Below are 25,282 nucleotides of genomic sequence, written 5' to 3'. Positions count from 1 at the left end.
CAGCGCAGGTTCAGCGACGAACCGGGCGCTTCTGCAGTTTGCGCTGCAGGGTGCGGCGGTGCATGCCCAAGGCGCGGGCAGTGGCGGAGATGTTGCCTTCGTGTTCGGTGAGCACACGCTGGATGTGTTCCCACTGCAGGCGATCGACCGACATCGGGTTTTCCGGCACCAGACTGTCGAGGTCGGCGTGTTCGGACAGCAGCGCGGCCAACACGTCGTCGGCATCGGCGGGTTTGCACAGGTAATTGCAGGCGCCGCGCTTGATCGCTTCGACCGCGGTGGCAATGCTCGAATAACCGGTGAGGATCACCACGCGCATTTCCGGGTCCAGCTCCAGCAGCTTGGGCAGCAGCACCAGACCGGAATCGCCGTCCATTTTCAGGTCGAGCGCGGCGTAATCAGGCAGATCGGCCTGGGCGATGGTCAGGCCTTCTTCCGCAGAACCTGCGGTGCTGACGCGAAAGCCACGGCGAGCCATGGCACGGGCCATTACTCGGGTGAACGTTGCGTCGTCATCGACCAGCAGCAAATGCGGCAGCTCTTCGCCTTCGACTTGGATTTCGTCACTCATGTTGGTCTCCTCGGGCGCCGTGGGGCAGGCGCAGCTCGGTGAGCGTGCCGCCTTCCTCATGACTATAGAGTTTCACTGAGCCGCCGGCGCGTGTCACGCTGGCCTTGCTCAAAAACAGGCCCAGGCCGAAACCTTTGCCCTTGGTGGTAAAAAACGGTTTGCCGATCTGTTCGGCGATGGCCAGCGGCACACCGGCGCCGTGGTCACGAATGCTGATGGTCACGGTTTCCGCGTCCCAGTCCAGGGTCACCTTGAGGTTTTCCGGGCAGGCGTCGGCGGCGTTGTTGAGCAGATTCAGCAAGGCCTGGGTCAGATCCGGCGGCGGCGCCATGCGCGGCACGGTGCCTTGGCCGAGCCGATGGAAACGGTAACTGGCTTCCGGACGCATCAGGTGCCAGCGATTCAGCGCTTCGTCGAGCCAGTCGGTGACGTCCTGCATCTCGACAGCCAGACGCCGGTTGGCCTCGGCGGCCCGCACGAGTTGCTGCAAGGTCTCCTTGCAGAGTTTGACCTGATCCTGCAGCACCTTCAGATCATCCTGCAACATCGGGTCGGGATGATCCTGCTGCATTTCCTTGAGCAACACGCTCATGGTCGCCAACGGCGTGCCGAGTTCATGGGCAGCGCCAGCGGCCTGGGTGGCGACGGCGAGCAATTGCTGATCGCGCAGGCCTTCTTCACGGCGAATCGCGCGTAATTCTTCCTGACGGCGCAGCTCCTCGGCCATGCGTGCGGCGAAGAAGGTGATCACCGCAGCGGCCAGCGCAAAGCTCAGCCACATGCCGTAGATCTGCAGGTTCTCGCGGGCCACCGGCAGGGTTTCCAGCGGATAGAAACGCGTCAGCATCACGGTGTACAGCGCCAATGCGATACCGGAGAGAACTACCGAATAACGCCACGGCAGCGTCACGGCAGCGATGGTCAGCGGCACCAGGTAGTAGGAAACAAACGGGTTGGTCGAACCACCGGAGAAGTACAGCAGCGCACTGTGGATCACCAGATCACAGGCCAGTTGCAGCGCATATTCAAGCTCGGTCACCGGCCACGACGTACGCAGACGTACGGCGGTGAACACGCAAAGCAGTGTCGAGCAGCCAAGGGTCATCGCCAGTTGCACCCACGGCAACGGCAACAATTGCAGCCAGTAGGCCAGGCCAACGGAGCCAGCCTGCGCGGCGAGCACCAGGGTGCGGATGAAAGTCAGCCGCCAGAGGTTCTGGCGAGTGGCGGATGTCAGTTGTACGGGGGCGAGCATGAGCTCTCCTGATGAGCGCTCCAGGCGGATCGCACGGAGTATAACCAAGCCGCGCCCTTGAGAGGCGAAAGTGCGGCAAACGACCACATGGCGGAAACATCTTCGGCGGCTATAAGGACGCCTTCGCGAGCAGGCTCGCTCCCACCTTTGAAATGCATTCCCCTGTGGGAGCGAGCCTGCTCGCGAAGGGCTGCGCAGCAGCCCCGGCCATCTGTATAGAAGTTGTAACTGGGCGAACCGGATCATAAAAGCTAGAGTCTGATGGTTTCACGCAGGCCCCCGAACCATCACCTGCGCCCTCATCAAGGAGCTTTCATGCACACATTTCGCCGCAGCGCCGCCCTTCTCGCCCTGACCGTCGGCAGCATCGCCAGCCTTCCGGCCCTGGCCGCCGATGAGCTGCACTACAACCAGATTTCCCTGCGCGCCGAAGTCAGCACGGAAGTCGCCCGCGACCTGATGATCGTCACCCTCTACACCGAAGAACAAAACACCGACCCGGCCAAACTCGCCGCCGACGTCAGCACTACCATGAACAAGGCCCTGGCCCAGGCCAAGCAAGTCAAAGACATCACCCTGCGCCAGGGTAGCCGCAACAGTTACCCGATCTACGACACCAAAGGCCAGAAAATCACCGGCTGGCGTGAGCGCGCGGAACTGCGTCTGGAAAGCGCCGACTTCGCCGCCCTGTCCAAACTCACCGGCGAACTGCTGGGCGACCTGAAAATGGGCGGCATGGACTTCGCCATCGCCGACCCGACCCGCAAATCCAGTGAAGACCAGTTGCTCAAAGAAGCCGTGACCGCCTTCAAGGCCCGCGCCCAACTGGCGACTGATGCACTGGGCGGCAAGGGTTACAAAATCGTCAACCTGAACCTCAACAGTAACGGTTATCCACAGCCGTACCTGCGCGCACCGATGATGATGAAAGCGGCGGCGATGGACTCGGCGCCAGTGACGCCGGAAGTTGAAGCGGGCACCAGCCAGGTGAGCATGACGGCAGATGGCTCGATTGAAGTGTTGATGCAGTGATTTGATTTGCGCTGAATGAAAAACCGCCGATCGGTGAATGATCGGCGGTTTTTTTGTGCCTGGGATTTGCTGTGGATGAACCACCGTCTTCGCGAGCAAGCTCGCTCCCACAGTTTGAAATGCATTCCACCTGTGGGAGCGAGCTTGCTCGCGAAGAACGATAACGCGGTCTCAGGTCTGCAGATCAACCCGATCCAGCGCCCGATTCACCGCCAGCTCGGCCAGCATGATGATCTGCTGAATCGCCAACGCCGTATTGCGCTCGGGCCGGCCCAGTTGATCGGCAAAGTTACCGGTTAACGTGTTCGCCGACGCCAGTGACTCACAGGCATGCGCCAGCAGGCTTTCGGTGTCGATGTTCGGCTGGATCAGGAACATCGTGCTGGGCTGCCGGGGTTTGACCGGGTCGGGGCTGAGGTAGAAATCCAGGGCGCGTTTGATGGCTTCGCGGATTTTGATCTGGTCTTCGGCGCGGATGGCGTCTTCGAGTGGGGTATCGAGGAGTGGGTCAGGTATCAATTTATCCATGGAAAATTTCCTTATGAACTGACGCCATTCATTTCCGATCTCACTCGAGAAATGAGGTGGCAACTATGCACGGAGTGAGATTACCGGTAAGGAAACCAACCCGGCCGGACAAAAGTCCGCCCGTACATAGCCGCCATAAAAACTGCTGACAGCATGAGCTGGCGGCGATTATGGAGGGGCTTGTGCAGGTTTCCAAATTCAATAACCGGGAATCTCACCTCCCGATCGCTGAGTTTTCAGCGACACCCAGAGCCTAAAGAGCGCACGTCCGACGGACAACCTGAAAACCTTGTGGGAAGGTTCTGGTTATTTACATCAGATTTAAACAGCCAAAAGCCAACCCTCACCCTAGCCCTCTCCCAGAGGGAGAGGGGACTGACCGTGGTGTTTGGGAGAGTTACGCCGACGTGCGATACCGCGTCGAACTGAGGCTTTGAAAAACACACAAATCGGCCCCCTCTCCCTCCGGGAGAGGGCTGGGGTGAGGGGCAAATCCACCACAAAACCAAAGCCGAACACCCGCTTTTCACCACTCAATAGGCCGAGTGTCAGCTCGCCTGCTTTTGATCTTGACCCACCGGCGACGTCGGAAGGCTGAGTGGAGGGATTGATCCGGGGGTGGGAGCGCAGCGACCGTTTGGCGCAGCCAAACACAGCGGGAGTAGGTGCAGCGAAGCAAACCGGAGACGCTGCGCCCGGATCGATCCCGCAGCGAAGGAACCCCGAGCCCCAGCGAGCGGGCCGAACGTAGGAGCAAGCGTTTTTTGCTTACTTTTTTTGGCGCTTGAAAAAAAGTGAGTCGCCGTCAGGGCGAAACCCTAAGCAGCCGTTACCGCAGCAACGGATATGTACCCAAAAAAGCCCCTACATATACCGAGATAGACACTCCAACAGGAAAAACGATATTTCCGAACACCCCCAAATCCCCGCTACCCTCAAAAAACCACCACCTCCAATCTCCGCGGGGACTCCATGCCAAGATTCACTCTAAAACCACTATTAATCACCCTCGCACTAACAACCATAGCCCCGCTGGCAAACGCCGCCACAACCCTGGTCTACTGCTCCGAAGCCAGCCCCGCAGGCTTCGACCCCAGCCAATACACCAGCGGCACCGACTTCGACGCCTCCGCCGAAACCGTCTTCAACCGCCTCACCCAATTCAAACGCGGCGGCACCGACATCGAACCCGGCCTGGCGACAAAATGGGACGTCTCCAGCGACGGCCTGCAATACACCTTCCACCTACGCCAAAACGTAAAATTCCACACCACCGACTACTTCAAACCGACCCGCGACTTCAACGCCGACGACGTGCTCTTCACCTTCCAGCGCCTCCTCGACCCGGATAACGCCTTCCGCAAGGCCTACCCCGCCGAATCCCCCTACTTCACCGACATGGGCCTCAACACCACAATCAAATCGGTAGAAAAACTCGACGAGCAAACCGTGCGCTTCAACCTCAACAACGTCGACGCCGCGTTCGTGCAAAACCTCGCCATGAGCTTCGCCTCGGTGCAATCAGCCGAATACGCCGCGCAACTGTTGAAGGAAGGCAAAGCCGCCGACCTCAACCAGAAACCGATCGGCACCGGCCCGTTCGTATTCAAGCGCTACCAAAAGGACTCGCAGATCCGCTACGCCGCCAACACGGCCTACTGGAAACCCGAGGACGTGAAGATCGACAACCTGATTTTCTCGATCACCCCGGACGCCGCCGTGCGCCTGCAAAAACTCAAGGCCGGCGAATGCCAGGTCAGCGGCTACCCACGCCCGGCCGACATCGAAGTGATGGAAAAAGACCCGAATCTGCGTGTGCTCAAGCAGGCCGGTTTCAACCTCGGCTTCCTCGCCTATAACACCACCCACGCGCCACTCGACCAGCTCAAGGTGCGGCAGGCGCTGGACATGGCCATCGACAAACCGGCAATCATCAAAGCCGTCTACCAAAGCGCCGGCCAACTGGCCCAAAACGCCTTGCCGCCGGCGCAATGGTCGTATGATCCGAACATCAAGGACGCTCCCTACGACCCGGTAAAAGCGCGGGTGCTACTGAAAGAAGCAGGGGTTGCGCCGGGTGCAACCATCAACCTTTGGGCGATGACAGTGCAACGCGCCTCAAACCCGAATGCACGGATGTCGGCGCAGATGATCCAGCAGGATTGGGAGAAAATCGGCATCAAGGCCAACATCGTCAGCTACGAATGGGGCGAGTACATCAAACGCGCGAAAAATGGCGAACACGACGCCATGATTTATGGTTGGACGGGTGACAACGGTGATCCGGACAACTGGCTGGGCGTGCTCTACAGCTGCGCGGCGGTAAAAGGCAGCAACTACGCCAAATGGTGCGATCCGGCCTACGACAAACTGGTGCAACAGGCCAAGTTGGCCACCGACAAAGATCAACGGGTAAAACTGTATCAACAGGCGCAACTGATCCTCAAACAGCAGGTGCCGATCACACCTATTGCCAACTCCACGGTGTTCCAGCCGCTGCGCAAGGAAGTCACTGACTTCCGGATCAGCCCGTTCGGTCTTACCCCCTTCTATGGCGTGGGTATAAATAAGTAACACCAAGCCCCAAGGCGGCGCGCACAACGTGACCAATGCACCGTTTTGGGGCTTCATTTGCACCGTAAAAACCACCCGCAAACGGTCAAATGCGTCAGAAGTTACACAGATGCGACATTAAGGTACGTTCGTGCCACGCTTTGTGGCCGGCAGTCGTTCTGGATCTTGCAATGGGTATGGCCCCTGCATAAGTATCCGCAGGCACGACTCACGAGGTCGTACCTCACAACTAAAAAATGACAACAAATCATGAGGCCAACATGCTTAAACACGCGGTCATTCCGTTTTTAGTCGGCGCAGGCTTGTTAGCCTCCGCACCTTTCGCATCCGCTGCGACTAACCTGGTGTTCTGCTCCGAAGGCAGCCCGGCCGGTTTCGACCCAGGCCAGTACACCACCGGAACCGACTTCGACGCCTCAGCCGAAACCATGTTCAACCGCCTGACCCAGTTCGAGCGCGGCGGCACCGCCGTGATTCCTGGTCTGGCGACCAAGTGGGACATCTCCGATGACGGCCTGACTTACACCTTCCACCTGCGTGAAGGCGTCAAGTTCCACACCACCCCGTATTTCAAGCCGACTCGTGAGTTCAACGCCGACGACGTGCTGTTCACCTTCAATCGCATGATTAACAAGGATGACCCGTTCCGTAAGGCGTACCCGACCGAATTCCCGTACTTCACCGACATGGGGATGGACACCAACATCACCAAGATCGATAAAGTCGACGACCACACCGTCAAGTTCACTCTGAAAGAAGTCGACGCTGCGTTCATCCAGAACATGGCCATGAGCTTCGCCTCGGTACAGTCCGCCGAGTACGCAGCGCAGCTGCTGAAAGAAGGCAAGGCTGCCGACATCAACCAGAAGCCGATCGGCACTGGTCCGTTCGTGTTCAAGAGCTATCAGAAAGACTCCAACATCCGTTACACCGGCAACAAGGATTACTGGAAGCCTGAGGATGTGAAGATCGACAACCTGATCTTCGCCATCACCACTGACCCGTCGGTACGTATTCAGAAGCTGAAAAAGAACGAGTGCCAGGTCACCCTGTTCCCGCGTCCGGCCGACCTGAAAGCGCTGAAAGAAGACAAGACCCTGAAGATGCCTGACCAGGCTGGCTTCAACCTGGGTTACATCGCCTACAACGTGATGGACAAGGTCAAGGGCAGCAACGAAGCCAACCCGCTGGCCGACCTGCGCGTCCGTCAGGCGCTGGACATGGCCGTCAACAAGCCACAGATCATCGACTCGGTTTACCAGGGCGCCGGCCAACTGGCGGTCAACGCCATGCCGCCGACCCAGTGGTCTTACGACACCACCATCAAGGACGCCAAGTACGATCCTGAGAAAGCCAAGCAACTGCTGAAGGAAGCTGGCGTCAAGGAAGGTACCGAAATCGTTCTGTGGGCGATGCCGGTGCAGCGTCCGTACAACCCGAACGCCAAACTGATGGCTGAAATGCTCCAGTCCGACTGGGCCAAGATCGGCTTGAAAGTGAAGATCACCAGCTACGAATGGGGCGAGTACATCAAGCGTTCCAAAGGTGGCGAGAACCAGGCCATGATCATTGGCTGGAGCGGTGACAATGGTGATCCGGACAACTGGCTGAACGTGCTGTTCGGTTGCGACTCGCTCAGCGGCAACAACTTCTCCAAGTGGTGCGACAAGAAGTTCGACGGCCTCGTCAAAGAAGCCAAGCGTACAACCGACCAGGCCAAGCGCACCGAACTGTACAAAGAGGCGCAACACGTCCTCAAAGATGCAGTCCCGATGACACCTATCGCTCACTCGACGGTGTACCAACCCATGCGCGCCAACGTGCAGGATTTCAAGATCAGCCCATTCGGCTTGAACTCCTTCTACGGCGTCAGCGTCAGCAAATAAGGCACTGCAGCGGCGACGTTTATAACGTCGCCGTTGTTTTACCTGCCGAGAAGTTAGGAAATTGCCTACAACCAATTCCGCTGCGGATTACCGCAGAGGTATAGGACGCGTCGCCTTTTCCTACGAGATTTAAGGCATTTACGCATTTACTGCCAGAACCGCGGCCCCTACCGTCGGGTACTGACCAGTGTCTGCGTGGGCCACCGGTTTGCCGTACGTACTGGATTGAGCTCGATGCAACCAAAACGTCTCTGGATGAGGTGACGGTGCATTGAACAACACTAAAAAAAGAGGGAGCGTCATGCGCCATACCTTGATTTATTCCGCATTGCTGGGTGCCGGCCTGTTGGCCGCCTCGTCCGCCAGTTTCGCCGCCAGCAAAAGCCTGGTGTTCTGCTCTGAAGGCAGCCCGGCCGGTTTCGATACCGCGCAGTACACAACAGCGACGGATAACGACGCCGCCGAACCGATCTACAACCGTCTCGTCGAGTTCGAAAAAGGCGCGACCAATGTCGTACCCGGTCTGGCGACCAAGTGGGACATTTCCGAGGATGGTCTCAAGTACACCTTTCACCTGCGTGAAGGTGTGAAATTTCATACAACGCCGTACTTCAAGCCAACTCGCGATTTCAACGCCGACGACGTGCTGTTCACGTTTAATCGCATGCTCGATGCGCAACAACCTTTCCGTAAGGCTTATCCAACCGAGTTCCCGTATTTCAACGGGATGAGCCTGAACAAGAACATCGCCAAGGTCGAGAAGACCGGGCCGCTGACCGTGGAGTTCACGCTCAACAGCGTCGACGCCGCGTTCATCCAGAACATCGCCATGAGCTTCGCCGCCATCCTGTCCGCCGAATACGCCGACAAGCTGCTGGCCGAAGGCAAGCCAAGCGACATCAACCAGAAACCGATCGGCACCGGGCCGTTCGTGTTCAAGAGTTATCAGAAAGACTCGAACATTCGTTACACCGGTAATCAACATTACTGGGATCCGAGCCGGGTCAAACTCGATAACCTGATCTTTGCGATCAACACCGACGCCTCGGTGCGCGTGCAGAAGCTAAAGGCCGGCGAGTGCCAGATCACCCTGCACCCGCGCCCTGCCGATGTTGAAGCGCTGAAGGCCGATCCGAAACTGCAATTGATCTCCAAGCCGGGTTTCAACCTCGGCTACATCGCCTACAACGTTCGCCACAAGCCATTCGACCAGCTCGAAGTGCGTCAGGCGCTGGACATGGCGGTGAATAAACAAGGGATTCTCAACGCTGTTTATCAAGGCGCCGGCCAATTGGCCGTCAACGCCATGCCGCCGACCCAATGGTCCTACGACGACAGCATCAAAGACGCCGCCTACAACCCGGAAAAAGCCAAAGAGCTGCTCAAGGCTGCCGGTGTCAAAGAAGGCACCGAGATCACCCTGTGGGCGATGCCGGTGCAGCGCCCGTACAACCCGAACGCCAAACTGATGGCCGAAATGCTCCAGGCGGACTGGGCCAAGATCGGACTGAAAGTGAAGATCGTCAGCTATGAATGGGGCGAGTACATCAAGCGCACCAAGAACGGCGAGCACGACGTCAGCCTGATCGGCTGGACCGGTGACAACGGGGATCCGGACAACTGGCTCGGCACGCTGTACAGCTGCGATGCCATTGGCGGCAACAACTATTCCATGTGGTGCGATCCGGCTTACGACAAGCTGATCAAAGAGGCCAAGGTCGTCACCGACCGTGACCAACGCACCGTGCTCTACAAACAGGCTCAGCAATTGCTTAAACAGCAAGTGCCGATCACGCCTGTCGCCCACTCGACGGTCAACCAACCGTTAAGCGCCAGGATCGAAGGGTTCAAAGTCAGCCCGTTCGGTCGCAACGTGTTCTCGGGTGTCGGTATCGATTAAACCAGACGATTAGCCGCAATGCTGGGGGGCGCTGTCTAGCCCCTCACGCAAGCGCTTTGCCGAAATTCGCCAATCCGGCTTCTGGCAAACGTTTGCGATGTGTGAACGAGTTCTAAACCAATAACCGGCATACCAAAAAAAAGCCGGCATAAAAAGAAAGTAAAGGAGCTTCACCCATGAAACTGAGCAGCACCGCGATACTGGCCCTGGCCATCAGCAGCATCACCGCCACGGCGTACGCAGAACCTGCAAGTCAGGAGTTCGTCCCTACCACATTGGCCGGCAGTAGCGCCCAAAGCGAGGCCAAAGGCTTTATCGATGGACAAAGCCTGGGCGGCACAACCCGTAACTGGTACGCCAATGAACTGCGTCGTCGTGACGACAGCTTCAGCTACGTGAAAAACAGCGACAAATACACCTCGCCAACGGTAAGAACAAAGACCCCGCGTCGTATCAACTGGGTTCAGGGCACCATCGTCAACTACACCTCGGGCTTCACCCAAGGCACCGTTGGCGTGAGCACCGAAGTTGCCGCTTACAACGCCATCGTTCTCGACCGTGACCGCAAGGATATTGCTGGCGGCTCCAACCGCACCCTCGCCCATTCCGACGGTGATGCGGTCGACCAGTGGAGCAAACTGGGTCTGGCCAACGTCAAGTTCCGCGTGTCCAACACCACGTTGACCGCAGGTCGCCAGAACTTCAGCACGCCGATTGTCGATGTTATCGGCAACCGTCCGCTGCCTTCGAGCTTTGAAGGGATCAGTCTGCATAGCGAAGAGTTGAACAACCTGTCGTTCGACCTCGCCGGTTTCGACCGCGTCTCGCCACGTACCGAGCAGAGCCTGTCGAAATTCCGTTCCGAATACGGCGCCAACGGCGAAGAAACCGACAAGGTCTACACCGCGGGCGTGAACTATCAGCCGCTCAAAAGCCTGAAAACCAGCCTGTACGTCGCCAACGTCGAAGACTTCTGGAACCAGTACTACTTCGGCGGAACCCACGAATTGGGTGACAGCCAGGTATTGAGCCTGACCACCGGCCTGAACTACTACAAGACCGTCGACGAAGGCAAAAAGTTGATGGGCAACATCGACAACGATACCTACTCGCTGTCCTTGGGACTGACCCACCAGGCCCACAGCCTGACCTTCTCGTATCAGCAAGTGAACGGTAACGAGTACTTCGACTACCTGCACGAAACCAACGGCATCTACCTGGCCAACTCCCTGCTGTCGGACTTCAACGGCCCGAACGAGAAATCCTTCCAGATCGCCTACGGCATCAACATGGCCGAGTATGGCGTGCCAGGTCTGAAGTTCAACATCTACCAGGCTCGCGGCTGGGGCATCGACGGTACTCACTACCGTGGCACCGCTTACACCATTCCAGATGACAAGCGCGGCGATCTGAGTCTGATGGACGGCGAATCCCACTACGAATACGGCATCGGTGCTTCCTACGCCGTGCAGAGCGGTCCGCTCAAAGCCACCGCGATTCGCGCGACGTACACCACGCACCGCGCCAGCGAGCATCAGGCTGACGGCAACATCAACGAGTTCCGTCTCGTGACCACGATTCCATTCAACATCCTGTAAAAACGCCAGCCGACGGCTGACTCATGATGAGTCGGCCGTTCGGCTTTTTGTCTTCAACCGATTGCAGAGGGTTATCGATGAAAATGCTTCCCCTACGTGCGGCCATCGCGGCTGCGTTGCTGAGTGTCGCTGTTGGCGTCTCGGCCAAACCCTTGGTGGTCTGCACCGAAGCCAGCCCGGAAGGCTTCGATATGGTCCAGTACACAACTGCAGTCACGGCGGACGCTGTGGCCGAAACCATCTTCAACCGCCTGGCTGACTTCAAGCCCGGCACCACTGAAGTGATCCCGGCACTCGCCGAGTCCTGGGACATCAGCGAAGACGGCCTGACCTACACGTTTCACCTGCGCAAAGGCGTCAAGTTTCACACCACCGAATACTTCAAGCCGACCCGCGACATGAACGCCGACGATGTGGTCTGGAGCTTCCAGCGTCAGCTGGACCCGAATCACCCGTGGCACAAACTGTCGAGCGTGGGCTTCCCGTACTTTGAAAGCATGGGCTTCAAGGAACTGCTGAAAAACGTCGAAAAAGTCGACGACAACACCGTCAAGTTCACCCTGACCCGCCGCGAAGCGCCGTTCCTGGCCGATATCGCGATGGCGTTCTCCTCGATCTACCCGGCCGAATACGCCGACCAATTGCTCAAGGCCAACAAGACAGGTGACTTGAACAACAAGCCGATCGGCACCGGCCCGTTCATCTTCCAGCGTTATGCAAAAGACGCGCAGGTGCGTTTCAAGGCCAACCCGGATTACTTCCGTGGCAAGGCGCCGGCTGACGCGCTGATCCTGGCGATCGCCACCGACAACAACGTGCGCCTGCAGAAGCTCAAGGCCAACGAGTGCCAGATCGCCCTGTATCCGAAGCCGGATGACATCCCGAGCATCAAGAAAGACAGCAACCTGAAAGTCGATGAGCTCGACGCGATGACCGTCTCGTACGTCGCCATGAACACCCAGCACAAGTACATGAGTGACGTGCGCGTGCGCAAAGCCATCGATATCGCCTTTGACAAGGAAGCCTATGTCAACGCGCTGTTCGGCAAAGGCAATGCGTCGGTCGCGGTCAACCCGTACCCGCCGACCCTGCTCGGCTATAACCACGACCTGAAGAACCCGCCACGTGACCTCGATGCCGCCCGCAAGCTGCTCAAGGAAGCCGGGGTTCCGGAAGGCACCGTGTTTACCCTGTTTACCCGCAACGGTGGCGGTCCGACCAACCCCAACCCGATGCTCGGCGCGCAAATGATGCAGGCTGACCTGGCGAAAGTCGGGATCAAGATCGACATTCGCGTGATGGAATGGGGCGAAATGCTTAAACGCGCCAAGGCCGGCGAACACGATATGGTCTCGGCCGGATGGGCGGGCGACAACGGCGACCCGGATAACTTCCTGACGCCTATGCTCAGTTGCGAAGCGGCAAAAAATGGCGAGAACTACGCTCGCTGGTGCAACGAGAAATTCCAGGCACTGCTGGATGAAGCACGGGCTAAAGTAGATCCGGCCGAACGCGCAAAGCTCTACGAACAGGCGCAAGTGCTGTTTAATCAGGATCAGCCATGGATCAGCATGGCCCACACCAGGATGTTTACTGCAATGCGTAACAACGTAGAGGGCTATCACATCAGCCCTCTCACCACTAATAACTTCGCCACTACCCAGGTGAAGTAGATAAGAAACTCCCGGCGTCCCTGACCCCAGGGATGCCGGGCACGCCTAACCGGCTGATGAGGTACCACACACGATGTTTAGTTTTATTGCCCGCCGACTGGGGTTGTTGATCCCCACGTTTTTCGGCATCACCTTGCTGACTTTCGCGTTGATTCGCATGATTCCGGGCGACCCCGTGGAAGTGATGATGGGCGAACGTCGGGTCGACCCCGAAATGCACGCTCAGGCAATGGAACGCCTAGGTCTGAACAAGCCGCTGTATGCCCAGTATCTGGACTACATCGGCAAACTGGCTCACGGCGATCTCGGCGAATCCCTGCGCACGCGTGAAAGCGTATGGACCGAGTTCACCTCCCTCTTCCCGGCGACCTTGGAACTGTCCATGGCCGCCCTGCTGTTTGCCGGCATTCTCGGGCTTCTGGCCGGGGTGATCGCGGCACTCAAGCGAGGATCTCTGTTCGACCACGGGGTGATGGGCATCTCCCTCGCGGGGTATTCGATGCCGATCTTCTGGTGGGGCCTGATCCTGATCATGTTCTTCTCGGTGAGCCTGGGCTGGACCCCGGTTTCCGGGCGCATCGACCTGCTCTATGACATCGAGCCGCGCACTGGTTTCATGCTGATCGACACGCTGCTGGCCGATGACGTCGGCGCCTTCTTCGATGCCCTGCATCACCTGATCCTGCCGGCCATCGTCCTCGGCACCATTCCGCTGGCGGTGATCGCGCGAATGACCCGTTCGTCGATGCTCGAAGTGCTGCGTGAAGACTACATCCGCACCGCCAGGGCCAAAGGCCTGTCGCCGTCGCGCGTGGTGTTCGTGCACGGTCTGCGTAACGCACTGATTCCGGTACTCACCGTGGTCGGCCTGCAAGTCGGCACCCTGCTGGCCGGTGCGGTTCTGACCGAAACGATTTTCTCCTGGCCCGGCATCGGTAAATGGCTGATCGAAGCCATCGGCGCCCGGGACTACCCGGTTGTGCAAAACGGCATCCTGTTAATCGCCTGCCTGGTGATTCTGGTCAACTTCGTAGTGGACATCCTCTACGGCTTTGCCAACCCACGCATCCGTCATCAGCGCTGAGGTCCATACCATGAGCACTCCAACATCCTCAGTAGACACGTCCGCCCCAAACGCGGATCAAAGCCTGCTGTACCCGTCTCCGTACAAAGAATTCTGGCAAGCCTTCTCGAAGAACAAGGGCGCAGTTGCCGGCCTCATGTTCATGCTGCTGATCATCTTCTGCGCGCTGTTCGCGCCGTGGGTTGCGCCGCATAACCCGAGCGAGCAATACCGCGACTTCCTGCTGACGCCGCCGGCGTGGCTGGAAGGCGGGCAGATGCAATTCCTGCTCGGCACCGATGAACTGGGGCGTGACCTGCTGTCGCGTCTGATCCAGGGCTCGCGTCTGTCGCTGCTGATCGGCTTGTCGTCGGTAGTGATGTCGCTGATTCCGGGGATCCTGCTCGGTCTGTTCGCCGGTTTCTTCCCGAAGATGATCGGCCCGACCATCATGCGTCTGATGGACATCATGCTGGCCCTGCCGTCGCTGCTGCTGGCGGTGGCGATTGTCGCCATCCTCGGCCCTGGCCTGATCAACACCGTGATCGCTATCGCTGTGGTTTCGCTGCCGTCCTATGTGCGTCTGACCCGCGCGGCCGTGATGGGCGAACTGAACCGCGACTACGTGACCGCCGCGCGCCTGGCCGGTGCCGGTCTGCCACGTCTGATGTTCATCACCGTGTTGCCCAACTGCATGGCGCCGCTGATCGTGCAGGCGACCCTGAGCTTCTCGTCGGCGATTCTCGATGCCGCAGCGTTGGGCTTCCTCGGCCTTGGCGTACAACCGCCAACCCCTGAGTGGGGCACCATGCTGGCCTCGGCCCGTGACTACATCGAACGCGCCTGGTGGGTGGTGAGCCTGCCTGGTTTGACCATTTTGCTCAGCGTGCTGGCAATCAACTTGATGGGCGACGGTCTGCGCGATGCGCTGGACCCGAAACTCAAGAACGCCGCCTGAGGAGATTCCCATGTCACTGCTAGAAATCAAGAATCTCAACGTTCGCTTCGGCGACAAGACCGCGACCCCGGTGGTCGATGGCCTCGACCTGAAAGTCGACAAAGGCGAAGTACTGGCCATCGTTGGCGAGTCGGGTTCGGGTAAATCCGTGACCATGATGGCGCTGATGGGCCTGATCGAGCACCCCGGCATCGTCACCGCCGACTCGCTCAGCTTTGACGGCAAAGACATGCTCAAGCTGAGCAATCGTCAGCGTCGGCAAATCGTCGGCAAAGACCTGTCGATGGTCTTTCAGGACCCGATGACCGCACTGAACCCGAGCTACACCGTCGGTTTCCAGATCGAAGAAGTGCTGCGTCTGCACCTGAAAATGTCCGGCAAGCAAGCGCGCAAACGTGCGATCGAACTGCTGGAAAAAGTCGAAATCCCGGGCGCCGCCAGCCGTATGGACGCCTACCCGCATCAACTGTCCGGCGGTATGAGCCAGCGCGTTGCGATCGCCATGGCGATTGCCGGCGAACCGAAACTGCTGATCGCCGACGAACCGACCACTGCTCTGGACGTAACGATTCAGGCGCAGATCATGGATCTGCTATTGGCGTTGCAGAAAGAACAGAACATGGGCCTGGTGCTGATCACCCACGACCTCGCGGTCGTGGCCGAAACCGCCCAGCGCGTCTGCGTGATGTACGCAGGGCAAGCCGTTGAAGTCGGTCAGGTGCCGCAACTGTTCGACATCCCGGCACACCCGTACAGCGAAGCGCTGCTCAAGGCGATTCCCGAGCACAGCCTCGGCGCCGCACGCCTGTCGACCCTGCCGGGCATTGTCCCGGGCCGCTACGACCGTCCGCAGGGCTGCCTGCTGTCGCCGCGCTGCCCGTACGTGCAGGACAGCTGCCGCGCGCAGCGTCCAGGCCTTGATCCGAAAAGCCACAGCCTCGCCCGCTGCTTCTTCCCGCTGAACCAGGAGGTGGCGTAATGGCCGTCGTACTTACCGCCCGCGACCTGACCCGTCACTACGAAGTTTCCCGTGGCCTGTTCAAGGGCCATGCGACCGTGCGCGCCCTGAACGGCGTGTCGTTCGAACTGGAAGCCGGCAAGACCCTCGCCGTAGTTGGCGAGTCGGGCTGCGGCAAATCCACCCTCGCCCGCGCGTTGACGCTGATTGAAGATCCGTCTTCCGGATCCTTGAAAATCGCCGGCCAGGAAGTCGCCGGTGCCGACAAGGCCCAGCGCAAGCAACTGCGCAAAGACGTGCAGATGGTCTTTCAAAGCCCGTATGCCTCGTTGAACCCACGGCAGAAAGTCGGTGACCAGCTCGGCGAACCGCTGCTGATCAACACCAACCTCTCCGCCGCCGAGCGTCGCGAGAAAGTCCAGGCGATGATGAAGCAGGTCGGCTTGCGTCCTGAGCACTACCAGCGTTATCCGCACATGTTCTCCGGCGGTCAGCGTCAGCGTATCGCCCTGGCTCGCGCGATGATGCTGCAACCGAAAGTGCTGGTAGCGGATGAACCGACCTCGGCATTGGACGTGTCGATTCAGGCGCAGGTGCTCAACCTGTTCATGGATCTGCAGCAGGAGTTCAACACTGCGTACGTGTTCATCTCGCACAACCTTGCGGTGGTGCAACACGTGGCCGACGACGTGATGGTGATGTACCTCGGTCGCCCGGTGGAGCTGGGGCCGAAGAACGACATCTACGAGCGCCCGCTGCACCCTTACACCCAGGCGCTGCTGTCAGCGACCCCGACCATTCACCCGGACCCGAACAAGCCGAAAATCAAGATCGTCGGCGAACTGCCTAACCCGCTGAACCCGCCACCGGGCTGCGCTTTCCACAAGCGCTGCCCGTACGCGACCGAGCGTTGCAGCACTGAAGAACCAGCCTTGCGCCAGCTCGACAGCCGGCAGGTGGCTTGCCACTACGCCGAGCAGTTCCTCGACGGCGCGGCGTAAGCAAATCTGGAGAGCGATACAAAACACTGTGGGAGCGAGCTTGCTCGCGAAGGCGTTGGATCATTCAACATAAATGTCGCCTGATACACCGCTTTCGCGAGCAAGCTCGCTCCCACAGTGATCGCATTTCAAAGAGAGTGACGTGTTAACCAAACCCCTCCCACCTCAATTGCGCATCAGTCGAGGCGGAAGGGGTTTTCTTTTGTCTGCGATTTACGTCTGGCCATCGCCTTCGTCATCCGGATCATCAGTGTCCGGCTCATCAGTGGTCGAGTCGTCATCATCGGCGCTGCCGCCCTGGTCCTGATCGCCCGGCTCGGACTCAGACTTGGCCAGCATCAAGCCGCTATGCCCGACCTTTCCGTTGAAGGCCTGGGAATCGTGATCCTCGCACTCGGCCCAGGCCGTCGCGGTGCCGAGGGACAGCATGACCATCACTTTCAACAGCAATAAAACCCGTAGCAACCTGCTTTTCATAGCTGACTCCATCCATTTTCAGGTGAGACATTCGTGCCTGACTGGCGCTGTGTGAAATCTAGTTCCGATCCATCGGGTTCACCAGATAGGACGCTAAGGAGCAGGCAGAAATGCCCTTCATGGAAAGACAGTTTTCGAATAATGCTCATAGCCGCAACAGCTAAGCGCCGCCGCGTGATCGCGTGGCCTGCCACGTCAACGGCATGGAAATCAACACCATCAGCGCACTCGCCAGCCACACACTGTGGCCGCCGAAATGACCGTACAACTGGCCACTGAGTACCGGTGACAACAGCGCACTGGCGCTCCAGCTCATAAAGAACAGGCCGAAGTACTGACCGCTTTTACCGCCTTGGGCAAAACGCATGGCCAGCACATTCAGCGGCGGCATGAAAAACGCCTCGCCCAGGGTCCAGATCAGCGTCGACAGGCAGACGTAAAACAGCCCGGAACCGAACGGCAGCATACCGAGTCCGCAGGCCAGCAACACACTGCCGAGCAGCATTTGCCGGCGCATCCCCCAACGCTCGCCCCAGTGCGACAGCGGAATCTGCAGGGCGATCACCAACAACGCATTGAGCCCGAACTGCCAGCCGATCGCCTCGGTGCTCAAATGATAGTAATCACGCAGATAGTTGCCCAGCGTGCTGTAGACCGTGTCGAACGCGATGCCGAGCACGGCCGTCGCTGCCAGCAACCAGAGAAACGGTTTGTCGCGATACGGCACACCCGAACCACCGGCGCCGACTGTGGATGACTCTTCATTGATCAGCACCGGACGCTGCCACGTGGTGCGAACAAACCAGAGCAACGCCAACAACGTCATCGCCGCACTGCCGAAAAACACCCAGCGAAAATCGGTCTGCGCCAACACCCCGCCCGCCACACCGGCGGCGGCCATCCCAAGGTTGCGCGCAACCCGACTCAACGCCTGCGCACGCGAGCGCTGCGTCACCTCGCAATACTCCATGATCAGCCGCTGATGCAGCGTGCGGATGGCCCCATCGATCATCCCACTAAGCAACAGTAATGCAGCGAGCAAAGGCACCTGCGTCACCAGCCCCAGCAGGATCAGCACCCACACCGAAATAAAGAACAGCGTTGCCGTCAGCCGCGCCGTGCGCACATGATCACTGAGCCAGCCACCGAGCATCGACCCCAGCAGCAAACCCGCGCCGTACGCCGACAGCAACCAGCCAACCGTCTCGATCGCCAGCCCCAGTTCCTGACGCAGGTACAACGCCATGAACAGCTTGACCATGCTGCTCAAGCGATTGATGAACAACAGCGCCGCGAGCACCCAGGCCATCACGCCGAAATAGCCGTTCAGCCGTAGCAGGTGAGTCAGCCGACTCGTCATTCCATTGACCTCTCAAAACGACTTGCGTGGAGCTGGAACACTAACGGTCAGCAGGCGGGTTGTCGCGTTCAAGAACATCGAGACCACAAAAAACCGAGTCGTCCTACAGCCATTGCGCGCGATAAAACCGTACCGAAGATCAAAAGCCCCTCACCCTAACCCTCCCGAAACGTCGGACCGCCCGGAGGGAGAGGGGACTGACCGCAGTGATTACGAGAGCTACGCCGACGTGCGATACCGCGTCGAGCTCAGATTCTGAAACAGATCAAAAGCCCCTCACCCTAGCCCTCCCGAAACGTCGGACCGCCCGGAGGGAGAGGGGACTGACTGCAGTGTTTGGGAGAGCTACGCCGACGTGCGATACCGCGTCGAACTGAGGCTTTGAAAAACACACAAATCGGCCCCCTCTCCCTCGGGAGAGGGCTGGGGTGAGGGGCAAATCCAACACAAATCCAAAGCCGACCACGCCCCGCTCTTCACCACTCAACAGGATGAGCGTTAGCTCGGCTGCAGCTCTTGATCTGTAGGGCGACGTCGGAAGGCTGAGTGGAGGGATTGATCCGGGCGTGGGAGCGCAGCGACCGTTTGGCGCAGCCAAACACAGCGGGAGTAGGTGCAGCGAAGCAAACCGGAGACGCTGCGCCCGGATCGATCCCGCAGCGAAGGAACCCCGAGCCCCAGCGAGCGGGCCGTACGTAGGAGCAAGCGTTTTTGGTTACTTTTTAGGCGTTTGTAAAAAGTGACCCGCCGTAAGGGCGGAACCCTAAGCCGCCATCACCCAAAAACGGATATACCCCCAAAACCAAAGCAAAAAAAAGCCCCCTAGGCATACACCTAGAGGGCTTCGGACAAACCAATTCAGAACTTAATGATGCTCACGCGTCGCCCGGAATTTCACATCCGGCCAACGCTCTTCCATCAACGCCAGGTTAACCCGCGTCGGCGCAAGGTAAGTCAGGTGACCACCGCCATCGACCGCCAGGTTCTCCACAGCCTTGTTGGAAAACTCCTCAAGCTTCTTCTTGTCGCTGCAATCGATCCAGCGCGCGGAATACACAGTAATCGGCTCGTACGAGCACTCAACCTTGTATTCCTCCTTCAAACGGCTGGCGACCACATCAAACTGCAGCACACCGACGGCGCCCAGAATGATGTCGTTGCTGCGCTCCGGGAAAAACACCTGCGTCGCGCCCTCTTCAGCCAGTTGCTGCAGACCCTGACGCAACTGCTTGGACTTCAACGGATCACGCAGACGCACACGACGGAACAGCTCCGGCGCAAAGTGCGGAATGCCGGTAAACCCGAGGGTTTCACCTTCACTGAAGGTGTCGCCGATCTGGATCGTGCCGTGGTTGTGCAGACCGATGATGTCGCCGGCAAAAGCTTCTTCAAGCTGTTCCCGCTCGGAGGAGAAGAACGTCAGGGCGTCGCCGATACGCACGTCCTTGCCGGTGCGCACGTGGCGCATCTTCATGCCTTTCTCGTACTTGCCGGAGCAAATGCGCATGAAGGCGATACGGTCGCGGTGTTTCGGGTCCATGTTCGCCTGGATCTTGAAGATGAAGCCCGAGAACTTCTCTTCCACCGGCTCAACGGTACGCTCGTTAGCGACACGGGCCAGCGGACGCGGCGCCCAATCAACAACGGCGTCAAGTACGTGGTCAACACCGAAGTTGCCCAGTGCCGTACCGAAGAACACCGGGGTCAGTTGACCGTCGAGGAATTCCTGCTGGTTGAATTCGTGGCAGGCGCCTTGAACCAGTTCCAGCTGTTCGATGAAGCGGTCGTACTCGTCGCCCAGATGCGCGCGGGCTTCGTCGGAATCGAGCTTCTCGATGATTTTGGTTTCGGTGCGTTCGTGACCGTGACCGGCGGTGTAGACAATGATGTAGTCGTCAGCCAGGTGGTACACGCCCTTGAAGTCACGGTAGCAACCGATCGGCCAGGTGATCGGCGCAGCCTTGATCTTCAGCACGGCTTCGATCTCGTCGAGCAGTTCGATCGGGTCGCGGATGTCACGGTCGAGTTTGTTGATGAAGCTGACGATCGGCGTGTCACGCAGACGGCAGACGTCCATCAGCGCAATGGTCCGTGGCTCGACACCTTTACCGCCGTCGAGGACCATCAATGCCGAGTCCACCGCCGTCAAGGTGCGGTAGGTATCTTCGGAGAAGTCTTCGTGGCCCGGGGTGTCGAGCAGGTTGATCATGTGCTCGCGATACGGGAACTGCATGACCGACGTGGTAATGGAAATACCCCGTTGCTTCTCCATCTCCATCCAGTCGGATGTCGCATGGCGATCGGATTTACGGGATTTCACCGTACCGGCCACTGCAATCGCCTTGCCCATCAACAGGAGCTTTTCGGTGATCGTGGTTTTACCGGCATCGGGGTGGGAAATAATGGCGAAAGTGCGGCGTTTCGCGACTTCGGCGGCCTGGTTGGTCATGGGAAATCGCCTGGCGGTGATTCAAAAAAGGGCCGCGATTATAGCCCAACTCGATGCAATAACCGAACCGTTGAGCACATTAAGGGTGGCCAAATGCTGCCGCAGATGGGAACCTTTTAAAGCCCGGAGACGTCCATCCCCTGTTACGAATTTTCGTCAGGGGCTGAAAAATCAGCAAGTTAGCCTGACGAGGCTGCGCTCATGGCTCGCTTTCAGACCGCTTTTTGCCGGTGCTGAGGGAGCTGCTTCTCGCGAACGTTTATTCCCGGCAGCCATGTATGGCATGCCACACGGGAGGGCGTTCGCCGACTACAAAAAAAGGAGTCCGCCTGTGGCTATCCGCTATGGCAAAGGGCTGATGGGAGGTGCGGTGGTGATCGCGCTCCTGGCCCTGCTGGTCCACTGGATCGGCATCAACACGATCGAACACTACCGCGACGATTTGTTGTTTTACCTGCAAGCTCATCTGATTCTCGTCCTCGCTTCAATGCTGGCCGCCCTTGTCGTGGGCATCCCCGCCGGCATCTTCCTCAGTCGTCCGACCATGGTCGGTCGCGCTGAACGCTTCATGCAGATTTTCAATATCGGTAACACCGTGCCGCCGCTGGCCGTGCTCGCGATTGCTCTGGGCGTCCTCGGCATTGGCAGTGGCCCGGCGATCTTTGCTTTATTCCTCGCTTCGTTGCTGCCGATTGTGCGCAACACCTACGAAGGCCTGAAAAATGTCCAGGGTTCGCTGAAAGAAGCGGCCGTCGGCATCGGCATGACCCCGCGCCAGGTGCTGTGGAAAGTCGAATTGCCCAACGCCGTGCCGATCATTGTCGGCGGTGTGCGCGTGGCTTTGGCGATCAACGTCGGCACCGCGCCGCTGGCCTTCCTGATCGGTGCCAACAGCCTCGGCAGCCTGATCTTCCCTGGCATCGCCCTGAACAATCAGCCGCAACTGCTGCTCGGCGCCGCGTGCACCGCGCTGCTGGCCTTGCTGCTCGATGGCGTCGTCACCCTCGCCAGCCGTCTCTGGCTGGAACGCGGTTTGCGCCCGTCTTAAGGCTTTTGCGAAGGAATGAATATGAAACGACTTAGCTTGATGTTAGGCCTGATGTTGAGCAGTGCCCTGCTGTTTGCAGGCATCGTCCAAGCCGCTGAAAAACCGGTGATCCGCCTCGGCGCCCGAGTCTTCACTGAGCAAACCCTGCTCGCCGAAATCACCGCGCAATACCTGCGCAGCAAAGGTTACGACGCGCAGATTACCGGCGGTCTGGGCAGCAACCTCGCCCGCAGCGCCCACGAAAGCGGACAACTGGACATGCTTTGGGAATACACCGGCGTGTCGCTGGTGGCCTACAACCATGTCACTGAAAAACTCGACAGCGCCCAGTCCTACGCCCGGGTAAAAGAACTCGACGCGAAAAAAGGCCTGGTCTGGCTGACCCCGTCGAAATTCAGCAACACCTACGCCCTCGCCCTCCCTGAAAAGGTCGCCGAGGAATATCCGCAGATCAACAACATCAGCCAGTTGAACGAAGTGCTGCGCGCCGAGGCCAAGACCAATCATCTGGTGGCGCTGGACACCGAGTTTGCCAACCGCTCCGACGGTCTGATCGGCATGGTCGATCTCTACGGCATGAACCTGACCCGCAAAAATATCCGCCAGATGGATGCCGGGCTGGTTTACACGGCATTGCGCAACGGTCAGGTGTTCGCCGGTCTGGTCTACACCACCGACGGTCGCCTCAACGCCTTCGGCCTGAAACTGCTGGAAGACGACAAGCATTACTTCCCCGACTACACCGCCGCACCGGTGGTGCGTCAGGCTTACCTCGACGCGCACCCGCAACTGGCCGAGCAACTCAAGCCATTGGCCGAACTGTTCGATGACGAAACCATGCGCCAGCTCAACGCGCGGGTCGACGTCGATCACGAGAGCCCATCGAAAGTTGCCGCCGATTTTCTGCGCCAGCACCCACTTGATTAAGGAGGAAAAGTCATGGAATTTCTGAACGCCTTTTCCCACCTCGACTGGCAGCAGGTGATGCACCTGACCTGGCAGCACATCACCCTGGTCGGCATCGCCGTGACCCTGGCGATTGTCGTTGGCGTGCCGCTGGGCATTCTGATGACCCGCTTTCCGCCCCTTGCCGGGCCGTTGCAGGCCAGCGCCACGGTGCTGCTGACCGTGCCGTCGATTGCCCTGTTCGGCCTGCTGCTGCCGTTCTACTCCAAGTTCGGCCAGGGCCTCGGGCCGATGCCGGCGATCACCGCCGTGTTCCTTTATTCACTGCTGCCGATCATGCGCAACACCTACCTCGCCCTCACTGGCGTGGAACCGGGCATCCGTGAAGCAGCACGCGGCATCGGCATGACCTTCGGCCAGCGCCTGCGCATGGTCGAGTTGCCGATTGCGGTGCCAGTGATCCTCGCCGGCGTACGCACCGCCGTGGTGATGAACATCGGCGTGATGACCATCGCCGCGACCATCGGCGCCGGCGGCCTCGGTGTGTTGATCCTCGCTTCCATCAGCCGCAGTGACATGTCGATGCTGATCGTCGGCGCGCTGCTGGTCAGTCTTCTGGCGATTTTCGCCGACCTCGTTTTGCAGTGGCTGCAACGCTCGCTGACTCCAAAAGGACTCCTGAAATGATCGAACTTCAAAATCTCAGCAAGACCTTCCAAAGCAACGGCAAAGACGTCAAAGCTGTGGATTCGGTAAGCCTGACCGTCAATGAAGGCGAAATCTGCGTGTTCCTCGGGCCCTCGGGTTGCGGCAAAAGCACCACGCTGAAGATGATCAACCGCCTGATCAAACCGACCTCGGGCAAGATCCTCATCAACGGCGAAGACACCACCGATCTCGACGAAGTAACCCTGCGTCGCAACATCGGTTACGTGATCCAGCAGATCGGCCTGTTCCCGAACATGACCATCGAAGAAAACATTGTCGTCGTGCCGAAACTGCTCGGCTGGGACAAACAGAAATGCCACGACCGCGCCCGCGAGTTGATGAGCATGATCAAGCTGGAGCCCAAGCAGTATCTGCATCGTTACCCACGCGAATTGTCCGGTGGTCAGCAACAGCGCATCGGTGTGATCCGCGCGCTGGCGGCGGATGCGCCGCTGTTGTTGATGGACGAACCGTTCGGTGCGGTCGACCCGATCAACCGCGAGATGATCCAGAACGAATTCTTCGAAATGCAGCGCGCGCTGAACAAGACCGTGATCATGGTCAGCCACGACATCGACGAAGCGATCAAACTCGGCGACAAGATCGCGATCTTCCGCGCCGGTAAACTGCTGCAGATCGATCACCCGGACACGCTGCTGGCGCATCCGGCGGACGATTTTGTCAGCAACTTCGTCGGCCAGGACAGCACGCTCAAGCGCCTGCTGTTGGTGAAGGCTGAAGATGCGGCGGACAACGCGCCATCGGTGAGCCCGGAAACCCCGGTGGCCGATGCGCTGGAATTGATGGATGAGCATGACCGTCGCTACGTGGTGGTCACCTGTGCCGAGAACAAGGCGCTGGGTTATGTGCGTCGTCGCGATCTGCACCGTCAGACCGGTACGTGCGCGCAGTTCCTGCGTGAGTTCAATGCCACAGCGGCGTACGACGAGCATTTGCGCATCCTGCTGTCGCGGATGTACGAGTTCAACCGTTCGTGGCTGCCGGTGATGGATGCCGAGCGGGTGTTCCTTGGCGAGGTGACGCAGGAGTCGATTGCGGCTTATCTGAGTTCGGGTCGTTCGCGCGGGATGAAGACCAACATCGTCTCGCCGGCTGAAGCGGTAGTCGCCTAAAAATACACAACCTGTGGGAGCGAGCTTGCTCGCGAAAGCGCAATATCAGTCAACAACGATGTCGATTGTGAAAATGCCTTCGCGAGCAAGCTCGCTCCCACAGGATCCGGGTGATTTTTTCTTCACTCATCAGGCGGAAAAGAATCTCAACACCTGAGAACCAGGCAGCATGCTCTGGACAGCCTTCCAAACAACCAAAATCCC

20 protein-coding genes are annotated in these 25,282 nt (G+C 58.9%); 14 read left to right on the top strand and 6 right to left on the bottom strand.

The genetic code is table 11. The features are described from left to right. Positions 1 to 10: 10 nt before the first annotated feature. Entirely contained in the window at positions 11 to 571 is a 561-nt protein-coding gene (locus BMY54_RS19580) for a response regulator transcription factor (RefSeq protein ID WP_003221630.1), read from the bottom strand. Next, positions 564 to 1,826, bottom strand: coding sequence for an ATP-binding protein (locus BMY54_RS19575; protein WP_093435878.1), 1,263 nt, complete (start codon positions 1,824 to 1,826; stop codon positions 564 to 566). The genes BMY54_RS19580 and BMY54_RS19575 overlap by 8 nt, the downstream gene beginning before the upstream one ends. 315 nt (positions 1,827 to 2,141) lie before the next feature. On the opposite strand from BMY54_RS19575, the gene BMY54_RS19570 reads away from it, so the two are divergent. Continuing rightward, a complete protein-coding gene (locus tag BMY54_RS19570) occupies positions 2,142 to 2,858 on the top strand; it encodes an SIMPL domain-containing protein (protein ID WP_016984326.1) in 717 nt (238 codons plus the stop codon). A 171-nt stretch (positions 2,859 to 3,029) separates the two neighbouring features. Here the strand turns inward: BMY54_RS19570 and BMY54_RS19565 are convergent, their stop codons facing one another. Beyond that, positions 3,030 to 3,386 carry a DUF6124 family protein gene (locus BMY54_RS19565; protein ID WP_093435874.1) on the bottom strand — a complete coding sequence of 119 codons (357 nt, stop codon included), beginning with the start codon at positions 3,384 to 3,386 and terminating at the stop codon, positions 3,030 to 3,032. A gap of 972 nt (positions 3,387 to 4,358) precedes the next feature. Between BMY54_RS19565 and BMY54_RS19560 the strand changes: the two genes are divergently transcribed. From BMY54_RS19560 to BMY54_RS19520, 9 genes are all read left to right on the top strand, one after another. Continuing rightward, on the top strand, positions 4,359 to 5,960 hold the full coding sequence (locus BMY54_RS19560; RefSeq protein WP_093435871.1) for an ABC transporter substrate-binding protein: 1,602 nt from the start codon (positions 4,359 to 4,361) through the stop codon (positions 5,958 to 5,960). A gap of 260 nt (positions 5,961 to 6,220) precedes the next feature. Then, positions 6,221 to 7,846: an ABC transporter substrate-binding protein gene (locus BMY54_RS19555; RefSeq protein ID WP_093435868.1), complete on the top strand. Its 1,626-nt coding sequence runs from the start codon at positions 6,221 to 6,223 to the stop codon at positions 7,844 to 7,846. 301 nt (positions 7,847 to 8,147) lie between these two features. After that, positions 8,148 to 9,746, top strand: a complete 1,599-nt coding sequence (locus BMY54_RS19550; protein WP_093435865.1) for an ABC transporter substrate-binding protein — start codon at positions 8,148 to 8,150, stop codon at positions 9,744 to 9,746. A 176-nt stretch (positions 9,747 to 9,922) separates the two neighbouring features. Continuing rightward, complete coding sequence (locus BMY54_RS19545; RefSeq protein WP_093435862.1) at positions 9,923 to 11,344, top strand: OprD family porin; 1,422 nt, start codon at positions 9,923 to 9,925, stop codon at positions 11,342 to 11,344. 77 nt (positions 11,345 to 11,421) lie between these two features. Then, positions 11,422 to 13,017, top strand: a complete 1,596-nt coding sequence (locus BMY54_RS19540; RefSeq protein ID WP_093435859.1) for an ABC transporter substrate-binding protein — start codon at positions 11,422 to 11,424, stop codon at positions 13,015 to 13,017. 73 nt (positions 13,018 to 13,090) lie between these two features. Beyond that, positions 13,091 to 14,101 carry an ABC transporter permease subunit gene (locus BMY54_RS19535; protein ID WP_075947650.1) on the top strand — a complete coding sequence of 337 codons (1,011 nt, stop codon included), beginning with the start codon at positions 13,091 to 13,093 and terminating at the stop codon, positions 14,099 to 14,101. A 10-nt stretch (positions 14,102 to 14,111) separates the two neighbouring features. Beyond that, the gene (locus tag BMY54_RS19530; RefSeq protein WP_093435855.1) at positions 14,112 to 15,038 is read left to right on the top strand and encodes an ABC transporter permease subunit; all 927 of its coding nucleotides are present in this window, start codon (positions 14,112 to 14,114) and stop codon (positions 15,036 to 15,038) included. 10 nt (positions 15,039 to 15,048) lie between these two features. After that, the gene (locus BMY54_RS19525; RefSeq protein ID WP_093435852.1) at positions 15,049 to 16,017 is read left to right on the top strand and encodes an ABC transporter ATP-binding protein; all 969 of its coding nucleotides are present in this window, start codon (positions 15,049 to 15,051) and stop codon (positions 16,015 to 16,017) included. Beyond that, positions 16,017 to 16,997: a peptide ABC transporter ATP-binding protein gene (locus BMY54_RS19520; RefSeq protein WP_007917625.1), complete on the top strand. Its 981-nt coding sequence runs from the start codon at positions 16,017 to 16,019 to the stop codon at positions 16,995 to 16,997. The genes BMY54_RS19525 and BMY54_RS19520 overlap by 1 nt, the downstream gene beginning before the upstream one ends. Before the next feature lie 213 nt (positions 16,998 to 17,210). Here the strand turns inward: BMY54_RS19520 and BMY54_RS19515 are convergent, their stop codons facing one another. The 3 genes from BMY54_RS19515 to BMY54_RS19505 form a co-directional block, all read right to left on the bottom strand. Next, positions 17,211 to 17,474, bottom strand: a complete 264-nt coding sequence (locus tag BMY54_RS19515) for a hypothetical protein (RefSeq protein ID WP_093435848.1) — start codon at positions 17,472 to 17,474, stop codon at positions 17,211 to 17,213. A 160-nt stretch (positions 17,475 to 17,634) separates the two neighbouring features. Then, complete coding sequence (locus tag BMY54_RS19510; protein WP_093435845.1) at positions 17,635 to 18,834, bottom strand: MFS transporter; 1,200 nt, start codon at positions 18,832 to 18,834, stop codon at positions 17,635 to 17,637. Positions 18,835 to 19,699: 865 nt separating this feature from the next. After that, positions 19,700 to 21,283 carry a peptide chain release factor 3 gene (locus BMY54_RS19505; protein WP_093435841.1) on the bottom strand — a complete coding sequence of 528 codons (1,584 nt, stop codon included), beginning with the start codon at positions 21,281 to 21,283 and terminating at the stop codon, positions 19,700 to 19,702. Between the two features lie 358 nt (positions 21,284 to 21,641). On the opposite strand from BMY54_RS19505, the gene BMY54_RS19500 reads away from it, so the two are divergent. Genes BMY54_RS19500 through BMY54_RS19485 form a run of 4 tightly spaced genes read left to right on the top strand, consistent with a single transcriptional unit; the run spans position 21,642 to position 25,078 of the window. After that, the gene (locus BMY54_RS19500; protein WP_169844036.1) at positions 21,642 to 22,331 is read left to right on the top strand and encodes an ABC transporter permease; all 690 of its coding nucleotides are present in this window, start codon (positions 21,642 to 21,644) and stop codon (positions 22,329 to 22,331) included. Between the two features lie 21 nt (positions 22,332 to 22,352). Then, a complete protein-coding gene (locus tag BMY54_RS19495; RefSeq protein ID WP_093435838.1) occupies positions 22,353 to 23,258 on the top strand; it encodes a glycine betaine ABC transporter substrate-binding protein in 906 nt (301 codons plus the stop codon). A gap of 12 nt (positions 23,259 to 23,270) precedes the next feature. Beyond that, the gene (locus BMY54_RS19490; RefSeq protein WP_093435835.1) at positions 23,271 to 23,924 is read left to right on the top strand and encodes an ABC transporter permease; all 654 of its coding nucleotides are present in this window, start codon (positions 23,271 to 23,273) and stop codon (positions 23,922 to 23,924) included. Beyond that, positions 23,921 to 25,078, top strand: a complete 1,158-nt coding sequence (locus BMY54_RS19485) for an osmoprotectant ABC transporter ATP-binding protein OsmV (protein ID WP_047291222.1) — start codon at positions 23,921 to 23,923, stop codon at positions 25,076 to 25,078. The genes BMY54_RS19490 and BMY54_RS19485 overlap by 4 nt, the downstream gene beginning before the upstream one ends. The last annotated feature ends 204 nt before the right edge of the window (positions 25,079 to 25,282 follow it).

Origin of the sequence: Pseudomonas sp. ok266 (genome assembly GCF_900110195.1) — a bacterium.
Lineage (GTDB): Bacteria > Pseudomonadota > Gammaproteobacteria > Pseudomonadales > Pseudomonadaceae > Aquipseudomonas > Aquipseudomonas neuropathica.
Note: the sequence above shows the minus strand (reverse complement) of the source record. Positions and strands in the feature narration are given on the sequence as shown.